Genomic DNA, 21,600 nt, shown 5'->3' with positions numbered 1-21,600 from the left:
GTTTGCCTATTACGCCTCAGACAAGGTCCGCCCATGACCTCTCCGAACCGTCCCCGCGCCTTCCGCATCCCCGCCGCCGAGCCGGCCGAGGGACTGGAGGGCATCGTTCCGCCGCCGGTGCCGCCGAACGCGGTCAGGATCGTCGAAGAGCCGTTCGAGATCGTCGAGGCGGCGGACGGCACTGCCGTGCCGGTGGCTCCGAAATCCCGGGCGCCCTGGCTGTCGGTGCTGATGCTGGCTTTGGGCGGCCTCGTCTCCCTCGCGGTCGGCCTGTCGCTGGAGCGGATGATCGCGGACCTGTTCTCCGCCGCGCCCTGGCTCGGCGGCGTCGCCCTGGCCCTGCTCGTCCTCGCGGCCATCGCCTTCCTCGCCCTGGTGATGCGCGAGCTCGCGGGCATCTGGCGCGAGCGCCGGATCGAAAAGCTGCGGGCGAAGGCCATCGAGGCTATCGCCACGCGGGATCACACCGGCGCGCAGGCGGTGGTCGCCGAGCTTTGCGACCTCTACGCCACGAGGACCGGACTCGCGGCCGGCCGCCAGCGCCTGAAAGCGCTGGGCGATACGATTCTCGACGTGGACGACCGCATCGGGCTCGCCGAGCACGAACTGCTCGAACCCCTCGACCGGCAGGCCCGCAACGCCATCGCCTCGGCCGCCAAGCAGGTCTCGGCGGTGACGGCGCTCAGCCCGCGCGCCATCGTCGACGTGGCCTTCGTGGTCTTTGCCGCGGTGCGCCTCCTGCGCCAGATCGCGACAATCTATGGCGGGCGTCCGGGCTTTCTCGGATTCCTGCGTCTTGCCCGCGCCGCCTTCGCGCATCTCACCGTCACGGGCGGGATGGCGGTGGGCGAGAGCATGATCCAGCAGGTCCTTGGCCTCGGCATCGCCGCGCGGGTCTCGGCGAAGCTCGGCGAGGGCGTGCTCAACGGCCTGATGACCGCCCGGTTCGGCCTCGCCGCCCTGGCCGTCTGCCGCCCGCTTCCCTTCGTCAGGGAAGAGCCGCCGCGCCTGTCGGATGTGGCCGGGGAGTTGCTGAAGCCGATGGGCGGGGCCGAGAAGGCGTGAATCAGAGCCCCTTGAGGAAGCCCGCCAGGCGCATCAGCCCTTCGGGCCAGGGACCATGCCCGCTCGCCACGTTGATGTGGCCGGATTCACCCGCATCGACCAGGGCGGAGCCCCAGGAATAGGCGAAGTCCTCGGCTCGGTCATAGGCGCAATAGGGGTCGTTGCGGCTCGCCACCAGCAAGGACGGGAAGGGCAGGGGATCGCGCGGCACGGGCGCGAAATCCGTGACGCTGGATGGCAGGTTCGGCGTCTGCTCCACATCCGGGAACGCCACCAACAGGGCACCCCGCACCTTGCCCTCGGGGAAGGCGGGCGCGGCCTGCACGGAGGCGACCACGCCGAGGCTGTGGGCGATGAGGATCACCGGCCGCGTCGCCGCCTCCACCGCCTCGACGATACGCGCGCGCCAGGAGCCGGCTTCGGGATGGTGCCAGTCCTCCTGCTCGACGATGCGGGCATTGGCCATGCGGGCGGCCCAGCCGGCCTGCCAATGGCCGTCTTCCGAGCCTGCGTAGCCGGGGAGGATGAGGATGTCGCAATCGGCGAGCTTCATGCTGCCCCGATAGCGGCTCGCTCGCGCGGCGTCGAGACGGATGGGGGGAATTCGGCAGGCATCGCCGCGTTGGGTAAAGGGCCTCCACGCTTCGAGAGGTGGCGGCCCATCATTTTCATCGAGGGCCCGCGCGGATCGAGGTTTCCCGCGTTAGCCGAGTGTCGCGCTCAGGCGTGCCCAGGAGAATGCACATGACGAAGCTCTTCATCGCCAATATCCGCGCACCCAAAGGTTTTCGCCCGCTGGTCACGGTCCGGGCTGCCGCCGAGGGCGAGGCCAAGGTCTTTCTCGCCGCGGCCTATCCAGACGACGAGATCGTCGATGTGGTCGAGCCGAGCGACTGGGTCAGCGATGCCGATACCGGGTCCGCGCCCGGCGATATCCGCGAGCATGCCGGTGTCGAATGGCAGGCCCCATAAAGCCTCAACGAGACGAGGGGGCGACGGCTTCCCCTCGCTGCCGGCGCGGCTTTCGTCGGCCATGCACATAAGATCACGGCCGTCCCAGACCATAGGCCAGCGCCGACACGGCGATGAGGAAGGGCGTCCAGAAATGGACCAGGCCCAGGCTGCTCCACACCGTGAACCGCTCGTTGCAGCCGGTGGTGTTCATCGCGCATCCCAGGGGGACGAGGTAGAAGAACCAGAAAGCCGTCGCCACGAGCAACGCCAGGCCGAAGATCAACGCGGCGATCCGCATCCTGGCCCTCCTCCCGCACACAGACGCCCTTCGGCATCGGGGTGTCGCGCACTGCCGAACGAATCAATTTCGGTAAGACCGGATGCCGTCACGTCTTATGGGCCTTCCCGCAGGGCATCGACGGCGTGACCGGCGAGGTTTGCCCCCAGGAGCCGCTCCGCGTCGAAGCCCCCCAGCGGCCGAAGGCGGCCGGGCAGGTCGGCGATGTCGCGCTGCCGCCGGAGGGCGGCCTCCCGCGCTGTTGCCAGGGTGACGGCCTCGAACCGGATCGGATCGCCCGGCCGGCTTTGGGCGAGGCGGCGCAGATCGGCCGAGATCACCGTCGCGATCTTCGGATAGCCGCCCGTGGTCTGCCGATCCGCCATCAGCACGATGGGCAGGCCGTTGCCCGGCACCTGAATCGAGCCCATGACGGTGGCGTCGGAGACGATGTTGTAGCCGCCCGCGCCATGGGCGATGGCCGGCCCGTCGAGCTGGTATCCCATCCGGTCGGCGCGATGCGACACGGTGAAGGTCGAGCCCAGCAGCGTGTCGATCCCGCCTTGGGTGAAGCGTTCGGCCTGGGGGCCGAGCAGGACGCGGATCGGTGCATCCCGGTCGAGGGGAACGGCATCGATGGTCCGGTCACCCAGTGCGGTGCTCTCCATCGCGGCGAAGGTCAGATGGTCGCCGGATTGGAAGAGCCGGCCCTCGACGCCCCCGATGCCCGCGCGGAGATGGAGTGAGACGCTGCCGAGCACGGCACCCGCTTCGAACCCGCCGGCCACGGCCAGGTAGACGAACACTCCCTCACGCGCCGGGTCCACGATGAGTTCGGCGCCTTCCGCCAAGGTCGCGGTGCAGTGTCCCGCAAGGGGTGCGCCGTCGATACGCAGCGTGCAGGGCGCGCCGGCGCAGGCGAACCATCCCTGTCCCGCCTCCACGACGAAGCGGCCGCCGCCGAGGCCGAGTTCGAGGACCGGCGCGTCGGGGGCATTGCCCACCAGCGCGTTGGCGGTCGCCATGGCGAGGCAGTCCATCGCCCCGGAGCCGGAAAGGCCGTAGCGCTGGTAGCCCTGCCGTCCGCCATCCTGGAGGCTGAGCGCGCCATGGCATCGGCGGATGACGAGACGCCCGGTCACGGCGTTGTCTCGCATTCGACGATGCGCTCACCGGCGCGCGCGGCCCGGTCGAGTTCGTCCCATCGGTCGGGCTCGATGGGCAGGAAGCGGATGGCGTCGCCGGGCTCGAACAGGAAGACCGGGTCGCGGCCCGGCAGGAAGGCGCGCACGGGGGTCCGCCCGAGGAGATGCCATCCGCTCGGGGCGGCGATGCTCGCCACCAGAGCCTGCACGCCGCCGATGGAGATCGTACCGGCCGGCGTTACCGGCCTCGGGCTTTCCCGGCGCGAGAGAGCGAGGCTCGGGTCGAGACCGGAGAGATAGGCGAAGCCCGGCAGGAAACCGTTCATGGCCACCCGGTAATCGGCTGCGGCATGCCGGGACACGACCTCGTCGGCGCTCAACCCATGATGGGCGGCGACATCGGCGAGATCGATGCCGAAGGACCCGCCATACACCACCGGTATGCGCCAGAGCCGGCGCGGTGTCGTCTCGGTGGAGACCGTGCCGATCAAGGCGAGGACCACGGATTCGATCTCGCTGGGCTCGGCCGCGCAGGGATCGAGATGGACGGTCAGCGAGCGGTAGGTGGGGACGGCTTCGACGAGCCCGGGAATGTCGCCATCCCGCACGGCGCGGTCGAGGGCCAGGACCATCGCGTTGGCCTCAGGGTCGATCGTCTCACCGAACTCGATGGTGACCGCAGTGTCGCCGCACCAAAGCAGGCGGGGCTGAGGGGCTGACACGGGTCGCGGGGCCTCGCTCGACGCAATCTCCGTCGGCCCCGGGGGCAACCCCGATTCCGACACTCGCTCCAGTCCGAACACAAAAGGGGCGGCGCTGTCGAGCGCCGCCCCTCTTCCGTCGCGAAATTTGGCTCGGAAACCTGCCCTCAGTGCTGCCGCACCGGCGGCACATCCGGCTTGCGGAACGGCTCGGAACCGCCCTGGGTCGTGGTGTTGAGATTCTCTGGGTCGAGCGCGCTCTCCACGAACTCGCGGCCACGGTCGGCGAAGTCGCGGGCGTAGCGGATGCCCTGGTCCTTCACCTCGTCGGACCAATGTCCCACCGTCTCGTCCTCGCGGCGCGTCCTGGGAAGCAGGGCGCCGAGGAGCATTCCCGCCGCAAGGCCGACGACGCCGACGAGAAGCGGATTCTCGGTGACGAACTGCTCGACATTGGTCTTGCCGCGGTCGAGGCGCTGGCTTCCGCGCTCGGCGAACTCGCCGATGCTGCGACGGCCGGAGCGGTGGGCGTCCGACGCCCATTCACGGGCGTCGTCATAGGTCCCGGACGCGCGGTCGAGCAACGATTCCGCTTTGTCCTTGACAGTGTCGCGGGCGTCGAGGGCTGCGGCCTTGGCGCGGTCCGCATAGCCCTCGGCTTTCGACTGGGTATCGTCGGCGAGGTGGCCAGCCTGGTGGCGGAGGTCGCCGGCCGTGGTCCGTGTTTCGCTGCGTGCACGGTCGGAGATGTCGTGAAGCGAACGGGCGGTCTCGTCGCCGTGGGGGAGGTCGGCGGAGACGGCGATATCCTCGGGGAGGGAGCTCTTCGGCCCGCCCGGAATGCTGCTGGAACTCATGGATGCGACTCCTGTCGAATGGGGATGGGGCGGCGATGCCGCTGCCGGATCAGTCGGGTGTCGATCGGCCCGTGATGGCTCAGATCTGGTTCGCTTCGGCCAGGTCCTTCACGGGCTGGCGGGTCGGCTGGTCGGGGTCGTAGGCCTTCGCGGCCACGCCCGGCGTCACCGGCAGGGCACCGTTGGGATCGATGACCGGACGCTTCGTCAGCGTCTGCCGATCCTTGCCGGTACGATGCAGAAGCCAGCCGATGCCGGCCGCGATGAGCAGAACGGGGACCGGGTTGCGCCGTATCGCATCGAGAGCGCCGTCATAGGCACCGCTCAGCGGGGTCCGGCGGACATTGCCCAGCATGTCGTCGACGATGCTCGGGACAGAGAGCCTGTCCTGAATGCGATCGATAGTCTGATCGAGGCGGGCACGGCTCGCCTCGATGTCCTTCTCGAGATCGTTCAACGATTCACTCATCCCGAAACCCTTTCCGACAACGCACGCGCGTCCTGGCGCATCTGCCGTGTCGTGCGGGTCGGCGCCAGGGTGGAGAGTGACATGGTGCTCCGCCCGATCAGGGCGAAGACGATGGCGATGACCAGAAGCGCGCCGCCGACGATGAGAGCGGACAAGGCTTCCGAATGCACCACCGTCGCGAGCCATTTCACCAGGGCGTCCACGAGAACGAACAGGGCGACGACCCCGAAGACGCCGGCGCCGACCATCAGCGCGAGGCCGATGAACAGCGTGCGGACGTTGCTCGTCATCTCGTTGCGAAAGAGCGCCATCTCCTTGCGCGCGAGTTCGCTGGTCTCGCGCAGGGCATCGCCGACGAGGCTTTGAATGCTGGATTGAGGGGCGTTCGACATGGCGCCCGCCTAGCTTCGGAAGGAATTGCGGGCATCGCGGTCATGCGCGATGCTCGACGACTTGATGAAGCGCGAGACGACGAAGCCGGTCACGAAGGTGGCGACGGCGACGGCCACCGGCGCACGGCGGGCGAAGGCTTCCGCCTCGTCGTAGAACTCGGCGAAGCTGCGGTTCTCGATGGAGGAACCGAGCTGTTCGAGTCCCTCGGCGGCGCTGTCGAAGAACGCCTTGATGTTGGGCTGCTCCTCGAAGGACTTGCTCGAATCCCGCAGGCCCTGCGCCAGGTCGTTGACGGACTGGGCCGCGTCGCCTTTGCGGCGATCGGCATAGTCGGTGGCATGGGCGCGTGCGGCGGCGACGAATCCCCGTCCACGCTCGACGGCCACGTCGGCGATGCCCTCGACATCGCCCTTCAGCGTCCGCCAATCGCCGGTCGGAGTAGCAGCCTCGCCGGAGCCGATCCCGGGGGCGTTCGCCGCGGATGCCGGGCCAGTGGGTTGATTTGCGTTCACGCGCATACTCCTCGATCACTTGTGGTCTGTGTCACCTGTGGCTCTTCAACATCACGGAAACAGACGCGGTTCCGAAGGGAATGCGCTGCGTATGCAATGCCTGGACGGTGGCGCTGCCAACGGTCGGAACCGCCGGCCCGGCGGGATTCACCTAAGCTTACGTTGGGTGCCGGACCGGGCCTATTCCGGCGCTCGACAGCCGCCGAACCGACCAGCGATCCACCGCCGAACCGACATTCATGGTGCTGAACTCTGGCCGCGGGCGGCGCGGTCGGCTAGGTTGGTCGGCGGATTATCAACATACGTAGCCGTATCCGACGGATCACCGCCGGGTTACGCGCGTTGACTGTCGGAATCATCCTGTCCGGTGCGCCCATGGTGCGCCGCACGCTGAGGACCGGAGCCCGCTGAGTGGCACGCCTTGTCATCGTATCGAACCGTGTGGCCATCCCTGAAGACAGCGGGAAATCCGTTGCCGCGGGAGGCTTGGCGGTCGCCGTCAAGGAGGCCTTCACGTCCTATGAGGGACTGTGGTTCGGCTGGAGCGGCAAAGTCGTCGAGGATCCGTCCGAAGAACCCGAACTGATCGATCGCGGTCGCGTTCAATACGCCGTGGTCGACCTGTCGCCTCAGGATCACCGGGAATATTACAGCGGGTTCGCCAACCGTGCGCTCTGGCCGATCATGCATTACCGGCTGGGCTTGGGGGCGTTTTCCCGTTCGGATTATGCCGGTTACCAGCGTGTGAATCGAACCTTTGCGCGGGCTCTCGCCAAGCTGATCGAGCCGGACGACATCATCTGGGTCCACGATTACCACCTGCTTCCGCTCGCATCGGAGCTGCGCGGCCTCGGGATCGCCAACCCCATCGGCTATTTCCACCACATTCCCTGGCCCGCCGCGGACGTGTTCAACACGCTCCCCGCCAGCGGTGACCTTCTGCGCGGCATCGCCGATTACGACCTGATCGGACTGCAGACCGACCCGGACGTTCACAACCTGTCGCGCAATCTCATCGACGAATTGCGGGCCATTCCGCTCGGCGGCGGGTCGCTGATGGTCGATGGGCGCCGGACGCGCATCCGCAGCTTTCCCATCGGCATCGATGTCGCCGGGTTCAAGGAGGCGGCGGAGAATGCCGGCGCCAACAAGACTGTCCGCGAGACCATGGCGGGCCTGCGCACCCGCAAGCTTCTCATCGGCGTCGACCGGCTCGACTATTCCAAGGGCGTGCCTGAGCGGATGGAGGCGGTGGACCGCTTCTTCGCCTCGAATCCCGACCAGCGCGGCAACGTCGTCTACCTCCAGATCACGCCGAAATCCCGCACCGAGGTGCCGGAATACGAGGAACTCAGCCGCGAGGTGAACGAGACCGTCGGCGAGATCAACGGCGCTCTCGGCGAGCCGAACTGGACCCCGATCCAGTACGTGACGAAGGCCTATCCGCGTCCTGTCCTCGCGGGTCTCTATCGCGCCGCCCGCGTCGGCCTCGTCACGCCCATGCGCGACGGGATGAATCTGGTCGCCAAGGAATACATCGTCGCCCAGACGGCGGACGATCCGGGCGTGCTCGTGCTGTCGAAATTCGCCGGCGCGTGCCGGCAGCTGCCCGAGGCCCTTCTCGTCAATCCCTATGACCGGTTCGAAGTGGCGGAGGCGATCCGCACGGCGCTTTACATGCCACGCGGTGAGCGGATCGAGCGCTGGAAGCCCATGGTCGAGCGAATGACGCGCGAAGATGTGGATTGGTGGGCGCGGAATTTCTTGACGGACCTGGAGAACTTCCGCACCGTCGAGCGCGAGCCACCCCGCGCCGCTGCTGCCGCAGAGTAGCCCCCCGTCGTCCTGCTAACGGCGGGGCGAGCGGTACCGGCCAATCAGGCCGGTTGCGGGACAGGGCTCCGGGGTACCGTTCTTGCGTGACCCGCGCCGACGACCGGCCCGCATTCGTTGGGCCTATGCACCTGCGAAAGGCCTCCATGATCGGCATCGACGAAGGCGTACCCGGGCCTCTCGGGGCGCATTTCGATGGTCGCGGTGTCAATTTCGCGCTGTTTTCCGAGAACGCCACCGGTGTGGACCTGTGCCTGTTCGAGCCGGGCGAACGCCACGAACATCGCGTCATCCCGCTCCCCTGCCGCACCGACGACGTCTGGCACGGCTATCTGCGCGGCGTGTTTCCGGGCCAGCTCTACGGCTACCGGGTGCACGGCCCCTGGGACCCGGCCAACGGTCATCGTTTCAATCCGGCGAAGCTCGTTCTCGACCCCTATGCGCGCGAGATCCATGGCCGGATCCGTTGGCACGATTCCCTCTACGGGCACCGTCGCGGCCTCCAGCGCGAGGACCAGATCGACCGGCGCGACAGCGCGGCCCTCATGCCGCGCGGCGTGGTGACGGCCCCCGACCTGCCCGAACTCGCGATCACGCCGATCCGTCGTCCCCTCGGGCAGACCGTGATCTACGAAGCCCATGTGAAGGCGCTGACGCAGCTTCACCCGGCGATTCCCGAGGCGGAGCGCGGCACCTACGCCGCCCTGGCCCATCCGGCGATCATCGAGCACCTGTTGAAGCTGGGTGTGACGGCGATCGAGCTTCTCCCGATCCAGGCCTTCGCCGACGACCGGTTCCTGGTGGAGAAGGGGCTGGTGAATTTCTGGGGCTACTCGCCTCTCGGCTATTTCGCGCCGGAGCCGCGCTATCTCGGGGCGGCCGGGGCCGGCGGTCTCAAGGCGGCGATCCGCGAACTCGCCGCCGCCGGAATCGAGGTCATTCTCGACGTCGTCTACAACCATACCTGCGAGGCCGATCATACCGGACCGACCCTGTCGTTCCGGGGCATCGACAATGCCAGCTATTACAAGCTCAACCCGGAGAACCGTCGGCAGGAGATCGACTGCACCGGTTGCGGCAACACCCTCGATCTCGACCACCCGCGGGTCATGCAGCTCGTCCTCGACTCCCTGCGGCATTGGGTGACCGCCTATGGTGTGGCGGGGTTCCGCTTCGATCTCGCCACCAGCCTCGGGCGCACGCCGCACGATTTCACCCCCAGGGCGGCGTTCTTCCAGGCCATCGCGCAGGATCCGATCCTGTCGCGGGCGAAGATGATCGCGGAGCCGTGGGATATCGGCATGGGCGGCTACCAGCTCGGCGCCTATCCGCGCGGCTGGGCCGAGTGGAACGACCAGTTCCGCGACGGTGTCCGCGCCTTCTGGCGCGGCGACCATGGCATCCTGCCGAAGCTCACGCAGGCCCTGTCCGGCTCGCGCGAGATCTTCTCCGGCTCCGGCCGTTCGCCTTTGGCCAGCATCAACTACGTGGCGAGCCATGACGGCTACACGCTGGCCGACGTCGTCGCCTTTGAGGAGAAGCACAACCACGCCAACGGCGAGGACAATCGCGACGGCCACGGCCACAACCTCTCGCGCAATTACGGCGTCGAGGGGCCCACCGACGATCCGGCGATCCTGAGCCTGCGCGCGCGGCAGAAGCGCAACCTTCTGGCGACGACCTTTCTGGCCCAGGGCGTCCCGATGCTTCTGGCCGGCGACGAGCGCTCGCGGAGCCAGAATGGCAACAACAACGCCTATGCCCAGGACAACGCGATCAACTGGGTCGATTGGGAGAACGATCCGGATCCCGGCCTCACGGCCTTCGTCGCCAACCTCACGGCCTTGCGCCGCGAGCAACCGGCCCTGCGCCGCCTGACCTTCCTGACCGGTGCCGTGATCGGGGAGGGACCTCTCCGCGACGTTCACTGGCTCTCGCCCTGCGGTGCCGAGATGGACGACGAGGCCTGGGCCGACGGACACCGGCAGGCCTTCGGCATGCAGATCGGCAACGATCTACCGAGCGCGGACCGCCTGCTGATCCTCATCAACGCTGCCGAGGACGCGATCGATTTCACCCTGGCCCCGGTGATCGGCGGGCCGTGGATGGTCGTGTTCGACACGACCCGGCCGACGGGCGCGGTCCCGGCCGGCCAGGCCTTGTTTCCCCCCAATGCGCGCCTGCGCCTCGATCCCCGTTCGCTCTATGTCCTGCGCGGAAGACAGGCCGCGTCCTACGAGATCTGAGGGAAGGGGAGGCGGTCCGGTCCGGTCGCTCCCGTCCCGATCAACGGTCGTCGACGCCGCGCCAGGCCGGACGGCGATCCGTCTCGGCCAGGGTGTCGCGCGACGAGCCGGCGAGAGATCCCGCCACCTGCCGGACCAAGCCGTCGGTGGCCTGGCTCAGGGCCTTCTCGCGCGCATCGGCCGGCAACGCTCCCCAGGCGACGGAGACGGATTTCTCCAGCGACGGCGCCGCAATGCGCGCGGCGAGGTCGGGATCGTCGCGGTGGGCGGCGAGGTAGGAGAGGGCGCCGATGGCGAGGCAGACGCGGATGAGGAACGACATGGGCTTTCCGGACTGGTTCGGTGTCGGCCGTGAGCGGGCCCGTGCGACCGAGCCTCCGCGCAGAACGTAAAGCCCCCATCACGCACGCCCTGAAATCCAGAACCATGGTGAACATGGCTTTGCCAGCACCCTTCAGCGAACCGGCATGTGGTGCCCGGCCCTGTGGATAGCGGGCGATGTGCCCCGAAAGGGACCTTCCGCCGAATAGGCTTGGTTACGGACCGGAAAGCATCCGCGAACAATCGGAGGGGTCTGCGCAACACTCGCTTAAGTCGGGTCTGCGAGGTTTGGCATCAGTCGAGTTCAAGTCGAACCCGAGTCAAAGTCGAGCAAGGGGCGACGAAGCGGCCTGTTTGGCACTTCGCGCTGTGCGTGTGCGTATTGCGTATCTACAGCGGCCTGGCTTCCCTGATCGATCTCCGGCTCGCCGGACTCGTGCATGAGTCGGTGATCGACGACGATGCCGTGCGGTTCCGGCACGAGCGGTTCCTGGTGTCGCGGCTCGCGACCGGGATCGTGATGATGGCCTGCCTCCCGCCTTATCTGCTCTGGCGGGGCGTCCCCAGCGGTCTCGAAGTGCTGGCCATCGCCAGCCTGATCCTGCCGATCTTCGCCGCCGTGTTCCTGTCGCGGACCGGGATACTCTGGGTCGCCCATGCGATCTCGTCGGCGGGTCTCACCGGCCTCGTGGTCTGCCTCGCCCAGATGTCGGGCGGGGTGAATTCCGCCGCCGCGATCTGGCTGGTGGCGATCCCGTTGGAAGCCGTCGTGTCCGGCTCGCGCCGCGCGACGCTGGCCGCCGCCTTCATCGCGATGATCGGCGCCCTGGTCGTCGCCTTCCTGCCGCCGGGCAGCATCTCGCTGCCCCTCCTCGACCTGTCCCGCTCCCTCGCGATGCCGGTCTTCGCCATCACGGCCATCGGTCACGTGGCCGCCCAGGCCCTGGAGCATCTGCGCCACGAGGACCGTTGGCTGGCCCGCATGCGCGACAACGAATTGCGTGACCGCATGCTGCTCTCGGCCATCGACGACCTCGTGACCTGGCATGACCGGAATGGCCGCGTCATCGATGCGAGCGCCTCCTCGACACGTTTCGTCGGCATCGAACCGGGGCGCCTGCGCGGACACGGCCTGCTCGACCGCGTCCATGTGGGAGACCGTCCGGCCCTGCTGCAGACGATCAGCGACGTGGCCGCCAGCGGCAAGCCCGCCACCGTCCAGTTCCGGCTGCATCTCGACGCGGCCGCCCAGCGCGCCGAAGGCGAGCCGCGGGTGATCTTCGCCGAGATGCGGGCCCATTGCATCGTCGGCACCCTGTCGGGGATCGAGGGATCGAGTGTGGTTTCCGTGACCCGCGACGTCAGCGAGCACCGTCGCCACGCCGAGGAACTGGAGCGCGCCCGCGCCGAGGCCGAACGCGCCGACGACCTCAAGAGCCGGTTCCTCGCCACCGTCAGCCACGAATTGCGCACGCCCCTCAACGCCATCATCGGCTTCTCGGAGGTCCTCGCCGGGCAAAGCTCCATGACGCTCGGGCCCGAGCGCAGCCGCGAATATGCCGAGATCATCGGCAGTTCCGGTCGCCATCTCCTCGATGTGGTGAACGCGCTCCTCGACATGTCGCGCATCCAGAGCGGCAATTTCGATTACGTCCCCGAGGTGGTGAATGTCGGCGCGCTCGTGCGGACCTGCTGCGACCTGATGCAGCTGAGGGCCGACCAGGGCGGGATCACCCTGGTGCGCGGCACCGACGGGCTGGGGATCGACATCATGGCGGACCCCCGCGCCTGCCGTCAGGTGCTCATCAACCTTCTCTCCAACGCGGTGAAGTTCACCGCGCCCGGCGGGCGGATCGAGGTCTCCGTCCGGCGCAGCGCGGCGCATCTCGACATCGTGGTGGCCGATACCGGGATCGGGATCGGCGCGGACGACCTGCCGCGTATCGGCGCGCCGTTCTTCCAGGCGGGCAGCGGCTACGACCGGACGCATGAGGGGACCGGGCTCGGTCTTTCGGTGGTGCAGGGCCTCGTCGGCCTGCACGGCGGCAGCATCTCCATCGAGAGCGCCGAACGCCAGGGCACCAGCGTGACCGTGACGCTCCCCCTCGATTGCCGGCGCGGGTCCAGCACCGCACCGCCGGCCCCGATCCGCACCGGCATCCGCCGTTCGACGCCCCTGCCGAGCCTCGACGGGACGGTGGTGCCGGTGCGCCGACCGATGGGGCTGTTCGACCCCGCACCCGAGGCGGTGAGCGAACGCTACATACCGATGCAGCGCGCGGGATGAGAAATCTCCGCGACCTCCAAGGCCCCACGCGCGCCTCGTCCCGGCTTCGATGCCCCGGACGAGGCGCGCGCATTCCGTACCGGCACGGCGTTTCGCCGGGGCCGGTTTTCCGTTCCCGGCTCGATCTGTCGGGCCGTCGTCTGCGTTCGAGGGGATAGACCATGCGCGAACCGCTGCCGAAGCGCGACCAGCGCGAGATCATCGTGCCGACCAGGACGGCACAGGCCTCCGCGCCTCGCCGCAAACCCGCCTCCGGTCCCGCCCGGCGGCCCGCCTCCGGCTGGTTCCGGAACGTCGTGCAAGCCGTCGGCGGGTTCGGGCGGTTGTGCCTGCGCCGGCCGGGAGAAGTCCTCGGCTCGGTCGTTGCCATCGGCGCGGTGGCGGCCGTCGCCCTGAATGCGCTCGGCTACCAGGGTGGCCGCCACCCCGCGCCGCTCTTCCCCGCCCTCGGCAAGGGTGCCGGCACCACCACCGCCGCCAAGCCGGTATCCGGCCAGACAGCCGAGCCGGCGAAGCCGGCGGAGGCCGCGCCGCGCAAGATCGAGGTGCCGAAGCCCGAGACCGCTCCCGAGACGAAAGTCGCGCCGGCCATCGAGGCGGCCAAACCCGCGCCCAAGCCCGCTCCGGCGGCGGCGTCGACCAAGCGCGATGTCATCGCAGACATCATCAAGGCCGGGGAAACCACGGCGTCGGTGACGCCGAAACCCGATCAGGCCGTGGCGCAGGCACAGCGCGCCCTGGTGAAACTCGGTTACGGACCGCTCGTCGCCGATGGCGTCCTCGGCCCCGGCACACGTGCGGCCATCGAGAAATTCGAGCGTGACCGCAAGCTCCCGGTCAAGGGCGTCGCCGCCGGCCGCACCTTGCGCGAACTCGCCTCCCGTGCCGGCTCGACCAAGGGATAAGGGTCGGATCCGGCGTTCGGCCTCTGTCCTCTGTGTATGAGGGATTGAAAGCGGCAAGGCCGCTTTCGGTGTCGACGGCGCGCGAACGCGCGAAGCCCCCGCGATGTCGGCGTGGAACGGTCAAACGGGAATCGTCGTTCCTGCCCGCTCGCGCCTCTCTCCCGACGGTTCAGGAATGGCGGAGATTCTGGCCGAACACCGTTTGGCAGTTCCGGCCAACCAGTCCTTTCTCGAGCAGGGCAAGTCCCTGAACGGTCGGCCACGCTCGGGGTAAATAGAACAGCGTGTTAATCTGCCGTTCAGATAGGCGCTTTGCTCAAGTAAGCTGCATTTTGTTGGAACGGTATTTGGCAGGTATCCGTTTATTGCTCCGTAAAGACTACAACAACTGGAGCAACCTTATGTTGAAGCAGATTCGCATCGTCGCCCTCACGACCACGTTCGTCCTTGGTGGCGCTGCCCTGGCGGTCGCGCAGTCGTCGTCCACCGTCGGAACCGGCGGCTCTTCCGCAGGCGGTGGCACCAGTTCTTCGACGGTCGGTACGGGTGGTTCGTCGGCTGGCTCCGGAAGCGGCTCGGGCACGTCCTCGACGCTGGGCACGGGCGGTTCGTCGGCCGGTGGCGGCAACAGTTCCTCGACCGTCGGCACGGGTGGTTCGTCCGCCGGCACGGGTAGCGGCTCGGGCTCGACAGTCGGTACCGGCGGTTCGTCGGCCGGCAAGGGCACCAGCGGCTCGACGGTCGGCACCGGTGGCTCGTCCGCCGGAACGTCTGGCGGCGCCGGCAAGTCCGGCAGCGCTGCTGGCCACGACAAGAGCGGTCCCGGCAATTCCGAGAACGCGCCCGGCCACAACAAGCGCTGAGCCGCAGGTCTGACCCCTCGGGCGCGGTTCCCCGGAGCCGCGCCCATCCCGCTTCCGAGGAGAGTTGCACCATGGCGCGTATGATCCTGCCGCTTCTCGGCGGCGCCCTCGCCATTGCCGGGGTCGCCGCGAGCCATGCCCAGACCAGCACCGTCACCGCGGGACCGAACGGCGTCTCGGGCGGCACGACGGTCACCACCGGGCCGAACGGAAAACCCTGTAAAATCGTCTCGTCCGATGCGGCGAAGAACACCGGAGCGGTGTCGAGTTCGGTCACGGCCGGTCCGGACGGCGTGAAGAGTTCCTCCACCGGGGGGCCGTCCGTCACCACCCGATCCGCCGATGGCACGACGAGCAGCTCGGCCTCGAGTTCGAGCTCCGGCAACGGCACCACGATGACAACCACCGGCGACGGCGACTGCGTGGTCACCGTTCCCAAGGACAAGAGGTGAGGCTGACATGACGATGACGAAGGTTCTTCCCGCGCTCGCGGCCCTCGGGCTCCTCCTCGCGCCCGCCATCGCCGATGCCCAGACTCGCGGCAGCGCGACGGGCGGCAGCGCCGGTTCCGCCGCCGCCGGCGGCACGTCCGCCTCGACGGTCGGGACGGGCGGCACCTCGACGGGCTCGGACGGCGCGACGGGTTCCTCGCTCGCGACCGGTGGCAGCGCCGCCGGCGGCAAGACCAAGGATCGCTCGCACGTGAACGAGACCGGTAACGGTGGCCTGAACGGACAGGCGAAGGCGATGTCCCATGACGGCGGCACCTTCTCTAAGTCGCAGACCAAGACCAAGGTCCGCGATGGCGAGAGCGTCGAATCCCGCACCAAGACGATGTCGCACGAGCCGGGTTCGAAGCCGGTGAAATCGACCACCACGACCGGTTCGACCGTCGCCCAGTAGGTCTTCCGGGCAGACCCGATCCTGGCGTGCTAAGGCTGGACGCTTCTCTGGAAACCCAACGGGACCGCCCCTCGCAAGGGTGGTCCCGTTTGTGTCTGATCCAGGCGCAGGAGCCTCGTCGATCAGCCCGGCACCGGTCGATTTATAGACCCGAGACGGGCGATCGCCATTGAGCGCCGGATCAGATCCGGGAATTGGCCCCCGGAGGCCGATGCTTGCGCCAATCCATCGGTGCTATAGGCGGGCCATGCCTCGCCTGCGCTCCGATTTCTGGGTCTCGGCCCATCTCCGCCGTCTCGCCGTCGAGGGGATCGACGCGGTGCAGCGCCGGCGCGGTGCGCCCGAGGCGGGAGCCATCTTCGTGAAGGTCGACCGTCTGGATGGCCTGGCCGACCTTTATGGTCCGGCCCCGCAATCCCTCGTCGATACCGGGGACGGGGCGGACCGCAGCTTCGTCCGGCTGATGAGCGAAGCCTCGCCGCCCGATGTCGAACTCCGCATCGGCAAGGAACTGCGTTTCGACGACGATCTCTGGATCATCGAGATCGACGACCGCGCAGGCCGCCACCATCTCGATCTCGCCGAATAGAACGACGCGGGCTCCGGCGGACCGTCAGGCCGTTCCGGACTGCCGCACCCTGCCGGGAAGGGCCGGGCGTAGCGGGGCGCGCTCGGTGGCGGGCATGCGGGGACGCACCGCGTCGGGGGCCGCGTAGGGCTGGTGGGCGGAGCCGCCGTTGAGCCGCTCGGCCAGCGGCATGTCGAGAACCGCACAGAGAAGGTCTCGGGCCGCACCGCGCGGGATGGTGCGGAACAGCTTCACCAGATCGTAGACCCGGTCCACGGAGCGGGCCACGGTCTCGTTGAGGGTGAGGAAGACATACACCGCCTCTTCCTCGTGCAGCCCGACCGCGCGAAGCGCCAGGGTCAGGAGGTCGTAGCGGCGGCTCGGGTCGGGTGTCCCGGCGAGGAAATTGCGCTGCAGCCCGAGCATGTCCGATAGTGCACCGACGAAGCCGGCCACATCCTTGCGCCCGGAGAAACCGGTGAGGATGGCTCCGGCCTCGCGCGGCAGGGGAGGCGCTGGCCGAAGTGCGGCGCGCGAGCCTACCGCCCGGCCGATCGCCTCGCGGAGTTCCTCGTCGGAGTACAGAAACAGTGGTCCGAGATCGCCAGGAGCAAGGTCGGGACGGGCGAGCAGCGCCTGGGCCAAGTCTGGTCTGGTTCTAGCGCGACCGACCAGGAGCGCGACGGTGGTGCCCTGAAGGCTGAGCTGCCAGTTCTCGGCCAGGGCCAGATCGATGGCCGCGACATCACGGGAGGCCATCTCGTCGATGAGGCTGCGGCTCAGATCGGCCCGTCGGGCGATGGCGACGGCGATGTCCGACCCGTCCGCCAGTGCGGCCTCGATCACGAGCGCCGACAGGTCCGGCGCCTGCGCGATCACCAGATCCCTGATCTCACCGCCGCGTGCGGCGAGTGCGGCGAGGACCGATTGCGGGGTCGCGGGGAAGGGCGCCAGCTTGCGCGCCACGATCTCGGCCGTCTCGTCATCGACGGTCGGGATCAAGCCGCCGGCCAGGGATTCGAAGGCCTCCACCGTCTTCCTGTCCCGCGCGGTCGCGGTGAGGAAGAGATCGGTCTGCACCCGGAGGATGACAGGTTTCAGATCGAGGTCACCGAGACGCGACAGTTCGATCAGGCCGGAGAAGTCCGGCGCATCGTCGAGAGATGGGGACATGGCACTTCGTTTACGCAGAACTCGCTGGACACAGCTTTAGCGAGCTTGCGTGAACCGACCTTTAAAGGGCGACGCCGCCGCGCCGCCCTTCTTGCCCCATTGCGGGATCAGCCGACCAGACGCGCCTTGTTCTCAGACGTGGAATCGGAACCCTTCGGCGGGGGGAACACCACCGGTGTCACGGCGCCGGGTGCCATCGGACCCGTGGCCGGCGCGGAGGGTTTCGACACCATCGCGGCGCCGTTCACCGGCTGGGGTTCGGCGGGTTTCGCGGGTGCCGCGACGGGCGCAGTCACGGGCGCCGGCATCTCGTTGCCCTGCAGGGCTGGCGCGAGGGCCGGTTGGCTGCGATCGTCCTTGTCGACGAGGTCGCCGGTGACATCGTCGCTGGACGGCCCTTCGAGCAGCTCGGTCGGCGCCTTCCAGACGAAGGCGTCGAGATGGCCGGTGACCGGAGAGACCGGCGCCCAGCGCTCCGAGGCGATCCCGTCCGCGATCCACATCGGGTCGCGCGGGGCGTGGGCGGCCTTGGCCAGCCATTCGCGTGCCCGGCCTGTTCCCGCACCGTGCTCGGCCTCTTCGATCTTCGCCATGGCGAGGCAGGTGCGGACGGTCGGACGCTCGGCGAGGAGAGGCGCCAGCGCTTCGCGGGCCTTGCCGAATTCCTGCGCCTCCAAGGCGGCCTGCGCCATGGCGAGGCGGGCTTCGGGGTGCCAGGTGGAAATCTTGGCGAGGGTTTCGGCCCGAGCGAGCCGGTCGCGCACGGAATCGCCCACGCGCAGGCCGAGATAGACCTTGGCGAGGTCCGGGTGGGGATTGGCGCGCCAGGCCGCTTCGACGATCTTGGCCGCCTTCCTCAGGTCGCCGCGCCGCGCGAGCAGGCGTCCGGCGATGCAGGCGGCCGGGACGAGGTCGGGCGCGAGCTTGACCGCATCGAGAGCGCGCTGTGTCGCCGCCTCGGGCTCGCCGGCCTCGCGGGTCTGTGCGGCTGCGGTGAGAAGGACCGCGCGCTGGCGCCGGGCGAGCCCCTTCTCGATCAGGCCGAGGGAGGCACGGCGCTCCACCGTCTCGACGGCGCCGCTCCAATCGCCATCGGCGCATTGCGCCTCGAGCACGGCCTCGTTGGCCCAGGTGACACTCGGCGCGAGCCGTGCGGCCTCGGACGCATAGGCACGGGCGGCCACGTCGTCCTCGCGGCGGCGGGCTTCCACGAACAACCCGCGCAGGCCGAGCACCCGCGTCTCGGGATCGTTGACCATACGCTGGAACGCGTGTTCCGCCGCCTCGCGGTCACCGGAGATCTGCGCGGCCTGCGCCTTCAGGAGGAGCGCCAGCGGCTCGGCACCGAGCAGACGCTCGGCGTCGCTGGCATGGCGACGCGCCGCCAGGGGATCGCCCGAGCCGACCGCGACCATGCCCCGCGAGAGGGCGGAGAAGCCCTTGGCCCGGCGACGCTCCTTGGAGCCACGGACCAGGGCCTCGGGAAGCGTGATGATTCCCCTCACCACAGCCCAGATGAACCCGATGACGATGGCGGCGATGAGCACCCCGATCAGGGCGATGGCGAGGCTCGTGGCGACCTCGTACCCGTTCCACACGATGGTGACCGTGCCGGGCCGGTCGGCGATCCATGTCGCCCCGAAGGCGGCAATGGCGAGGAGGGCTAGAAAGGCGAGGGCGCGCCACATGGGATCACGAACTCCGGAAGGTGGCGTCGGCCGAGGAGGGGACGCGAGTATCGGGAAAGGCGGGCAAGCTGCGCCCGCACACAATGATCGAGACGACGCCGCCCGGCGATTCGCGCGGACGGACGGACCTCACCGGGCGGTACCGGTCGACGGCAATGCCTTGAACGCGTCCGCCAGCAGCATCCGCGCGGCGTCACCCGCCGCGGCCCGCGAGGCGAGCTTGGTGCCGAACTCGCCGAACTGCCCGCGCACATCCTCGGGCAGGCCGGCAAAGGCCTTGGCCGCCTCGGCAATGGCACCGCGATCCAGGGCATCCTGCACCTTCGGCACGGCATCCTCGGTGACGGTTTCGCCGGGCTTTGCCGGCGCGTCGACCTTGCGGACCTGGACGATGGATTCGGCCATGCTCATCAAGCGCTGCTTGATGTCGCCTGTCTCGGCCACCGATTTCGCCTGGGCCGCCTTGCGGTTCGCGGCGATCCGCTCGGCGATGGGACGGAACTCGGCGGCGAGAGACGCGGCCGTCGGAGCACCCTTGTCGGCGAAGGCCGCAACGGCGCTGAGCCGTGCCGGATCGCCGGGTTCGGAGCTGCGCAGGGCCGCCAGCGCATCGGCATAGGGCGAGCCGGTATTCAGCGCGCCGACGATGCGGTCCGCCGCGACGACCCGCATGGCGGCCTGGACGGTGGAGGCCTCCGCGCGGCTGGCCAGGGCCTGATCGAGGCCGGCGATCTTCTCGGATTGGGCCTGGATGAGCCGCTCCACGCCCTTGGCCGCTTCGGCCGCCTGCGCCTTGTTGGCGTCGACCGCCTGTTGGCTGGCCTGCGTCGCGGTCTGGACCGCTTCCGTCGCGGCCTTCACGCGGCTCTCGAGGGTTTGCTGCAGGCTCGCGAGCTTCTGGTTCAGCGCTTCCCCGGCCTCGGCATTTGCCTTGGTGCGCGTCTCGAGTTCACCCTTCAGGGCAGTGACCTGAGTCGCTAGGCTGTCGTTGGCGGCGGGCTTGGCGGCGGTGTCGACCTTGCCCTCGACGGCCTTCAACCGATCCTCCAGGCTGGTGAGCGTCTGAGGGGTGATGGCGGTGAGACCGGCATTGCCGGATTGGTCGCGTCCCGGCTCTTCCTGTAGAGCCGCCACGCGCTGGTCGAGCCCATCGAGCCGGGCCATGAGATCCGGCGGCAGGGTCGCGGCTGGCGCGGATCCGTCACCGGCCGGCGCCGTGGTCGGTGCCGCAGACACGGATCCCGCCTTCTGCAGCGCCTCCTTGGCGGTGGCATCGGCCGAGCGGATGGACTCCTGCAGCGGCTTCAGGCCGGCCTCGTTGGCGCCGATGCGCTTGTCGAGGGCGGCGAGGGCCTCCTTCGGCGCGAGCGCGGCGATCTTCTGGTCGAGGGCGGCGATGCGACCGTCCTCCGCGACGCCCAGGGCACCGGAGCGCTCCACGGCGAAAAGCAGGCCGGCACCGATGACACCACCGAGGAGCCCGGCCGTGGCGACCGAGCCGAAGCCCGCGCCGCCGCGCCTGGGTTCGGGCACGGCAACGGCCGGACCGATCTTGGGCGTCGTCGAACCGGCGCTCTTCGTGTCGGAGGGCGCGGACGGCTTGTCCGGGCTGCCCGTGAAGGTGGTGGAGCCCGAGGGTTTCGTCGCGCTCGAAGCAGGACCGGTCTTGGTGGCCTCTGTCGGATCGGAAATCCGCTTCGCCTTCAGGTCGATGATCGGCCCGTCGGTGATCTCCGCCTTCTGCGGTGTGGATTGCGGTCCGCTGGCGGCCGCTCCGGTCTTCGGCGCATCGCTACGCATCGATGACGGATTGCTTGCCGCCGCACCCGCGCCGATGGGGCCGGAACCGGCGGGTTTCACGGGCTCCGACTTCGCGGGATCGGGCTTGGACAGATCGGGCTTGGGGCCACCGGCCTTGCCGGCGTCGAAACTCGATGCGGCAGATTTCGGCGGCTCGGATTTGACCGGCTCCACCTTCGGCGCATCCGCTTTCACGGGGCTGGACGGAGACGTGCCCGCCTTCGCGGCAACGGGCGTCAGGTCCGCTGGCTTCACGTCGGCCGGCTTGCCATCCGAAGGTTTGGCGACCGTCGATACCGGTGTCGTGCTGGCGACAGGCGTCTCGGCCTTGGCCGGCTGGGCCGGTGATCCTACGGGCGGCACGATGGGCTTTGCTTCGCCTGAACTTGCGGAGCCAGGATTCGAGGAGCCAGGATTCGTGGAGCCCGGCTTGGCGGCGGCAGGATTCGTGGAGGCAGCACTCGTGGAGCCGGGAATCGGCGTGCCGGGCTTGCCCACTTCAGGCTTGCCGGTCTCGGGTTTGGGGCCGTTCGCCCCGGTGGGCGTTCCCGGACCTTTTCCGTCGCTGTTGGGTGGATTCACGGGCTTCTTGCTCCCTTCCCGACTTTCGTCTGCCGCATTCCGCAACCTGGCGCGTTCC

22 protein-coding genes are annotated in these 21,600 nt (G+C 68.8%); 10 read left to right on the top strand and 12 right to left on the bottom strand.

The window, feature by feature from the left end; translation table 11 throughout:
- Positions 1-33: 33 nt before the first annotated feature.
- Positions 34-1,065 carry a YcjF family protein gene (locus tag ACYQR9_RS23585; protein WP_207411687.1) on the top strand — a complete coding sequence of 344 codons (1,032 nt, stop codon included), beginning with the start codon at positions 34-36 and terminating at the stop codon, positions 1,063-1,065.
- Between the two features lies 1 nt (position 1,066).
- Here ACYQR9_RS23585 and ACYQR9_RS23580 read toward each other — a convergent pair whose 3' ends face one another.
- Positions 1,067-1,618 carry an RBBP9/YdeN family alpha/beta hydrolase gene (locus tag ACYQR9_RS23580; RefSeq protein WP_056426103.1) on the bottom strand — a complete coding sequence of 184 codons (552 nt, stop codon included), beginning with the start codon at positions 1,616-1,618 and terminating at the stop codon, positions 1,067-1,069.
- A gap of 191 nt (positions 1,619-1,809) precedes the next feature.
- On the opposite strand from ACYQR9_RS23580, the gene ACYQR9_RS23575 reads away from it, so the two are divergent.
- Positions 1,810-2,037, top strand: a complete 228-nt coding sequence (locus tag ACYQR9_RS23575; protein WP_461228223.1) for a hypothetical protein — start codon at positions 1,810-1,812, stop codon at positions 2,035-2,037.
- Between the two features lie 73 nt (positions 2,038-2,110).
- On the opposite strand, the gene ACYQR9_RS23570 is transcribed toward ACYQR9_RS23575, so the two are convergent.
- From ACYQR9_RS23570 to ACYQR9_RS23540, 7 genes are all read right to left on the bottom strand, one after another.
- Positions 2,111-2,317 (bottom strand): hypothetical protein, encoded by a 207-nt coding sequence (locus ACYQR9_RS23570; RefSeq protein WP_311276321.1) that lies wholly within the window; start codon positions 2,315-2,317, stop codon positions 2,111-2,113.
- Between the two features lie 95 nt (positions 2,318-2,412).
- Entirely contained in the window at positions 2,413-3,453 is a 1,041-nt protein-coding gene (locus tag ACYQR9_RS23565; protein WP_461228222.1) for a 5-oxoprolinase subunit C family protein, read from the bottom strand.
- The gene (gene pxpB / locus ACYQR9_RS23560) at positions 3,435-4,163 is read right to left on the bottom strand and encodes a 5-oxoprolinase subunit PxpB (RefSeq protein WP_461228221.1); all 729 of its coding nucleotides are present in this window, start codon (positions 4,161-4,163) and stop codon (positions 3,435-3,437) included. Before pxpB ends, ACYQR9_RS23565 begins: the two co-directional genes overlap by 19 nt.
- Positions 4,164-4,309: 146 nt before the next feature.
- Positions 4,310-4,999: a hypothetical protein gene (locus ACYQR9_RS23555; RefSeq protein ID WP_461228220.1), complete on the bottom strand. Its 690-nt coding sequence runs from the start codon at positions 4,997-4,999 to the stop codon at positions 4,310-4,312.
- Positions 5,000-5,078: 79 nt separating this feature from the next.
- Positions 5,079-5,468, bottom strand: coding sequence for a DUF3618 domain-containing protein (locus tag ACYQR9_RS23550; RefSeq protein ID WP_207411692.1), 390 nt, complete (start codon positions 5,466-5,468; stop codon positions 5,079-5,081).
- Positions 5,465-5,860, bottom strand: coding sequence for a phage holin family protein (locus tag ACYQR9_RS23545; RefSeq protein WP_461228219.1), 396 nt, complete (start codon positions 5,858-5,860; stop codon positions 5,465-5,467). The genes ACYQR9_RS23550 and ACYQR9_RS23545 overlap by 4 nt, the downstream gene beginning before the upstream one ends.
- Positions 5,861-5,869: 9 nt before the next feature.
- Positions 5,870-6,379 (bottom strand): hypothetical protein, encoded by a 510-nt coding sequence (locus tag ACYQR9_RS23540; protein WP_461228218.1) that lies wholly within the window; start codon positions 6,377-6,379, stop codon positions 5,870-5,872.
- 405 nt (positions 6,380-6,784) lie between these two features.
- Here ACYQR9_RS23540 and ACYQR9_RS23535 point away from each other — a divergent pair, with 405 nt between their 5' ends.
- Positions 6,785-8,206, top strand: a complete 1,422-nt coding sequence (locus tag ACYQR9_RS23535; RefSeq protein ID WP_056426081.1) for an alpha,alpha-trehalose-phosphate synthase (UDP-forming) — start codon at positions 6,785-6,787, stop codon at positions 8,204-8,206.
- A 146-nt stretch (positions 8,207-8,352) separates the two neighbouring features.
- On the top strand, positions 8,353-10,452 hold the full coding sequence (gene glgX, locus ACYQR9_RS23530; protein ID WP_461228217.1) for a glycogen debranching protein GlgX: 2,100 nt from the start codon (positions 8,353-8,355) through the stop codon (positions 10,450-10,452).
- Positions 10,453-10,492: 40 nt separating this feature from the next.
- Here glgX and ACYQR9_RS23525 read toward each other — a convergent pair whose 3' ends face one another.
- Positions 10,493-10,774 carry a hypothetical protein gene (locus ACYQR9_RS23525; RefSeq protein WP_424753377.1) on the bottom strand — a complete coding sequence of 94 codons (282 nt, stop codon included), beginning with the start codon at positions 10,772-10,774 and terminating at the stop codon, positions 10,493-10,495.
- Positions 10,775-11,146: 372 nt separating this feature from the next.
- On the opposite strand from ACYQR9_RS23525, the gene ACYQR9_RS23520 reads away from it, so the two are divergent.
- From ACYQR9_RS23520 to ACYQR9_RS23495, 6 genes are all read left to right on the top strand, one after another.
- Positions 11,147-13,060, top strand: a complete 1,914-nt coding sequence (locus tag ACYQR9_RS23520) for a sensor histidine kinase (protein ID WP_056426076.1) — start codon at positions 11,147-11,149, stop codon at positions 13,058-13,060.
- Positions 13,061-13,221: 161 nt separating this feature from the next.
- Entirely contained in the window at positions 13,222-13,965 is a 744-nt protein-coding gene (locus ACYQR9_RS23515) for a peptidoglycan-binding domain-containing protein (protein ID WP_461228216.1), read from the top strand.
- A gap of 401 nt (positions 13,966-14,366) precedes the next feature.
- Positions 14,367-14,828, top strand: coding sequence for a hypothetical protein (locus ACYQR9_RS23510; RefSeq protein ID WP_056426073.1), 462 nt, complete (start codon positions 14,367-14,369; stop codon positions 14,826-14,828).
- A gap of 71 nt (positions 14,829-14,899) precedes the next feature.
- A complete protein-coding gene (locus ACYQR9_RS23505) occupies positions 14,900-15,280 on the top strand; it encodes a glycosyl hydrolase (protein ID WP_207411696.1) in 381 nt (126 codons plus the stop codon).
- A gap of 13 nt (positions 15,281-15,293) precedes the next feature.
- The gene (locus ACYQR9_RS23500; protein WP_246747880.1) at positions 15,294-15,731 is read left to right on the top strand and encodes a hypothetical protein; all 438 of its coding nucleotides are present in this window, start codon (positions 15,294-15,296) and stop codon (positions 15,729-15,731) included.
- A 247-nt stretch (positions 15,732-15,978) separates the two neighbouring features.
- Positions 15,979-16,320: a DUF1491 family protein gene (locus ACYQR9_RS23495; protein WP_461228215.1), complete on the top strand. Its 342-nt coding sequence runs from the start codon at positions 15,979-15,981 to the stop codon at positions 16,318-16,320.
- Between the two features lie 24 nt (positions 16,321-16,344).
- On the opposite strand, the gene ACYQR9_RS23490 is transcribed toward ACYQR9_RS23495, so the two are convergent.
- The 3 genes from ACYQR9_RS23490 to ACYQR9_RS23480 form a co-directional block, all read right to left on the bottom strand.
- Positions 16,345-17,472: a DUF2336 domain-containing protein gene (locus ACYQR9_RS23490; RefSeq protein ID WP_056426060.1), complete on the bottom strand. Its 1,128-nt coding sequence runs from the start codon at positions 17,470-17,472 to the stop codon at positions 16,345-16,347.
- A 107-nt stretch (positions 17,473-17,579) separates the two neighbouring features.
- On the bottom strand, positions 17,580-19,160 hold the full coding sequence (locus tag ACYQR9_RS23485) for a heme biosynthesis HemY N-terminal domain-containing protein (RefSeq protein ID WP_461228214.1): 1,581 nt from the start codon (positions 19,158-19,160) through the stop codon (positions 17,580-17,582).
- 129 nt (positions 19,161-19,289) lie between these two features.
- A complete protein-coding gene (locus ACYQR9_RS23480) occupies positions 19,290-21,542 on the bottom strand; it encodes a COG4223 family protein (protein ID WP_461228213.1) in 2,253 nt (750 codons plus the stop codon).
- Positions 21,543-21,600: the final 58 nt, after the last annotated feature.

Source organism: Methylobacterium sp. CM6241, from assembly GCF_054817845.1.
This window is presented reverse-complemented; position numbering and strand designations above follow the sequence as displayed.

What these genes read in the sequence shown, in the direction of transcription:
- ACYQR9_RS23585 (WP_207411687.1), top strand. Translation starts at nt 34, where the DNA reads ATGACCTCTCCGAACCGTCCCCGCGCCTTCCGCATCCCCGCCGCCGAG.
- ACYQR9_RS23580 (WP_056426103.1), bottom strand. Translation starts at nt 1,618, where the DNA reads ATGAAGCTCGCCGATTGCGACATCCTCATCCTCCCCGGCTACGCAGGC.
- ACYQR9_RS23575 (WP_461228223.1), top strand. Translation starts at nt 1,810, where the DNA reads ATGACGAAGCTCTTCATCGCCAATATCCGCGCACCCAAAGGTTTTCGC.
- ACYQR9_RS23570 (WP_311276321.1), bottom strand. Translation starts at nt 2,317, where the DNA reads ATGCGGATCGCCGCGTTGATCTTCGGCCTGGCGTTGCTCGTGGCGACG.
- ACYQR9_RS23565 (WP_461228222.1), bottom strand. Translation starts at nt 3,453, where the DNA reads ATGCGAGACAACGCCGTGACCGGGCGTCTCGTCATCCGCCGATGCCAT.
- ACYQR9_RS23555 (WP_461228220.1), bottom strand. Translation starts at nt 4,999, where the DNA reads ATGAGTTCCAGCAGCATTCCGGGCGGGCCGAAGAGCTCCCTCCCCGAG.
- ACYQR9_RS23550 (WP_207411692.1), bottom strand. Translation starts at nt 5,468, where the DNA reads ATGAGTGAATCGTTGAACGATCTCGAGAAGGACATCGAGGCGAGCCGT.
- ACYQR9_RS23545 (WP_461228219.1), bottom strand. Translation starts at nt 5,860, where the DNA reads ATGTCGAACGCCCCTCAATCCAGCATTCAAAGCCTCGTCGGCGATGCC.
- ACYQR9_RS23540 (WP_461228218.1), bottom strand. Translation starts at nt 6,379, where the DNA reads ATGCGCGTGAACGCAAATCAACCCACTGGCCCGGCATCCGCGGCGAAC.
- glgX (WP_461228217.1), top strand. Translation starts at nt 8,353, where the DNA reads ATGATCGGCATCGACGAAGGCGTACCCGGGCCTCTCGGGGCGCATTTC.
- ACYQR9_RS23525 (WP_424753377.1), bottom strand. Translation starts at nt 10,774, where the DNA reads ATGTCGTTCCTCATCCGCGTCTGCCTCGCCATCGGCGCCCTCTCCTAC.
- ACYQR9_RS23515 (WP_461228216.1), top strand. Translation starts at nt 13,222, where the DNA reads ATGCGCGAACCGCTGCCGAAGCGCGACCAGCGCGAGATCATCGTGCCG.
- ACYQR9_RS23510 (WP_056426073.1), top strand. Translation starts at nt 14,367, where the DNA reads ATGTTGAAGCAGATTCGCATCGTCGCCCTCACGACCACGTTCGTCCTT.
- ACYQR9_RS23505 (WP_207411696.1), top strand. Translation starts at nt 14,900, where the DNA reads ATGGCGCGTATGATCCTGCCGCTTCTCGGCGGCGCCCTCGCCATTGCC.
- ACYQR9_RS23500 (WP_246747880.1), top strand. Translation starts at nt 15,294, where the DNA reads ATGACGAAGGTTCTTCCCGCGCTCGCGGCCCTCGGGCTCCTCCTCGCG.
- ACYQR9_RS23495 (WP_461228215.1), top strand. Translation starts at nt 15,979, where the DNA reads ATGCCTCGCCTGCGCTCCGATTTCTGGGTCTCGGCCCATCTCCGCCGT.
- ACYQR9_RS23490 (WP_056426060.1), bottom strand. Translation starts at nt 17,472, where the DNA reads ATGTCCCCATCTCTCGACGATGCGCCGGACTTCTCCGGCCTGATCGAA.
- ACYQR9_RS23485 (WP_461228214.1), bottom strand. Translation starts at nt 19,160, where the DNA reads ATGTGGCGCGCCCTCGCCTTTCTAGCCCTCCTCGCCATTGCCGCCTTC.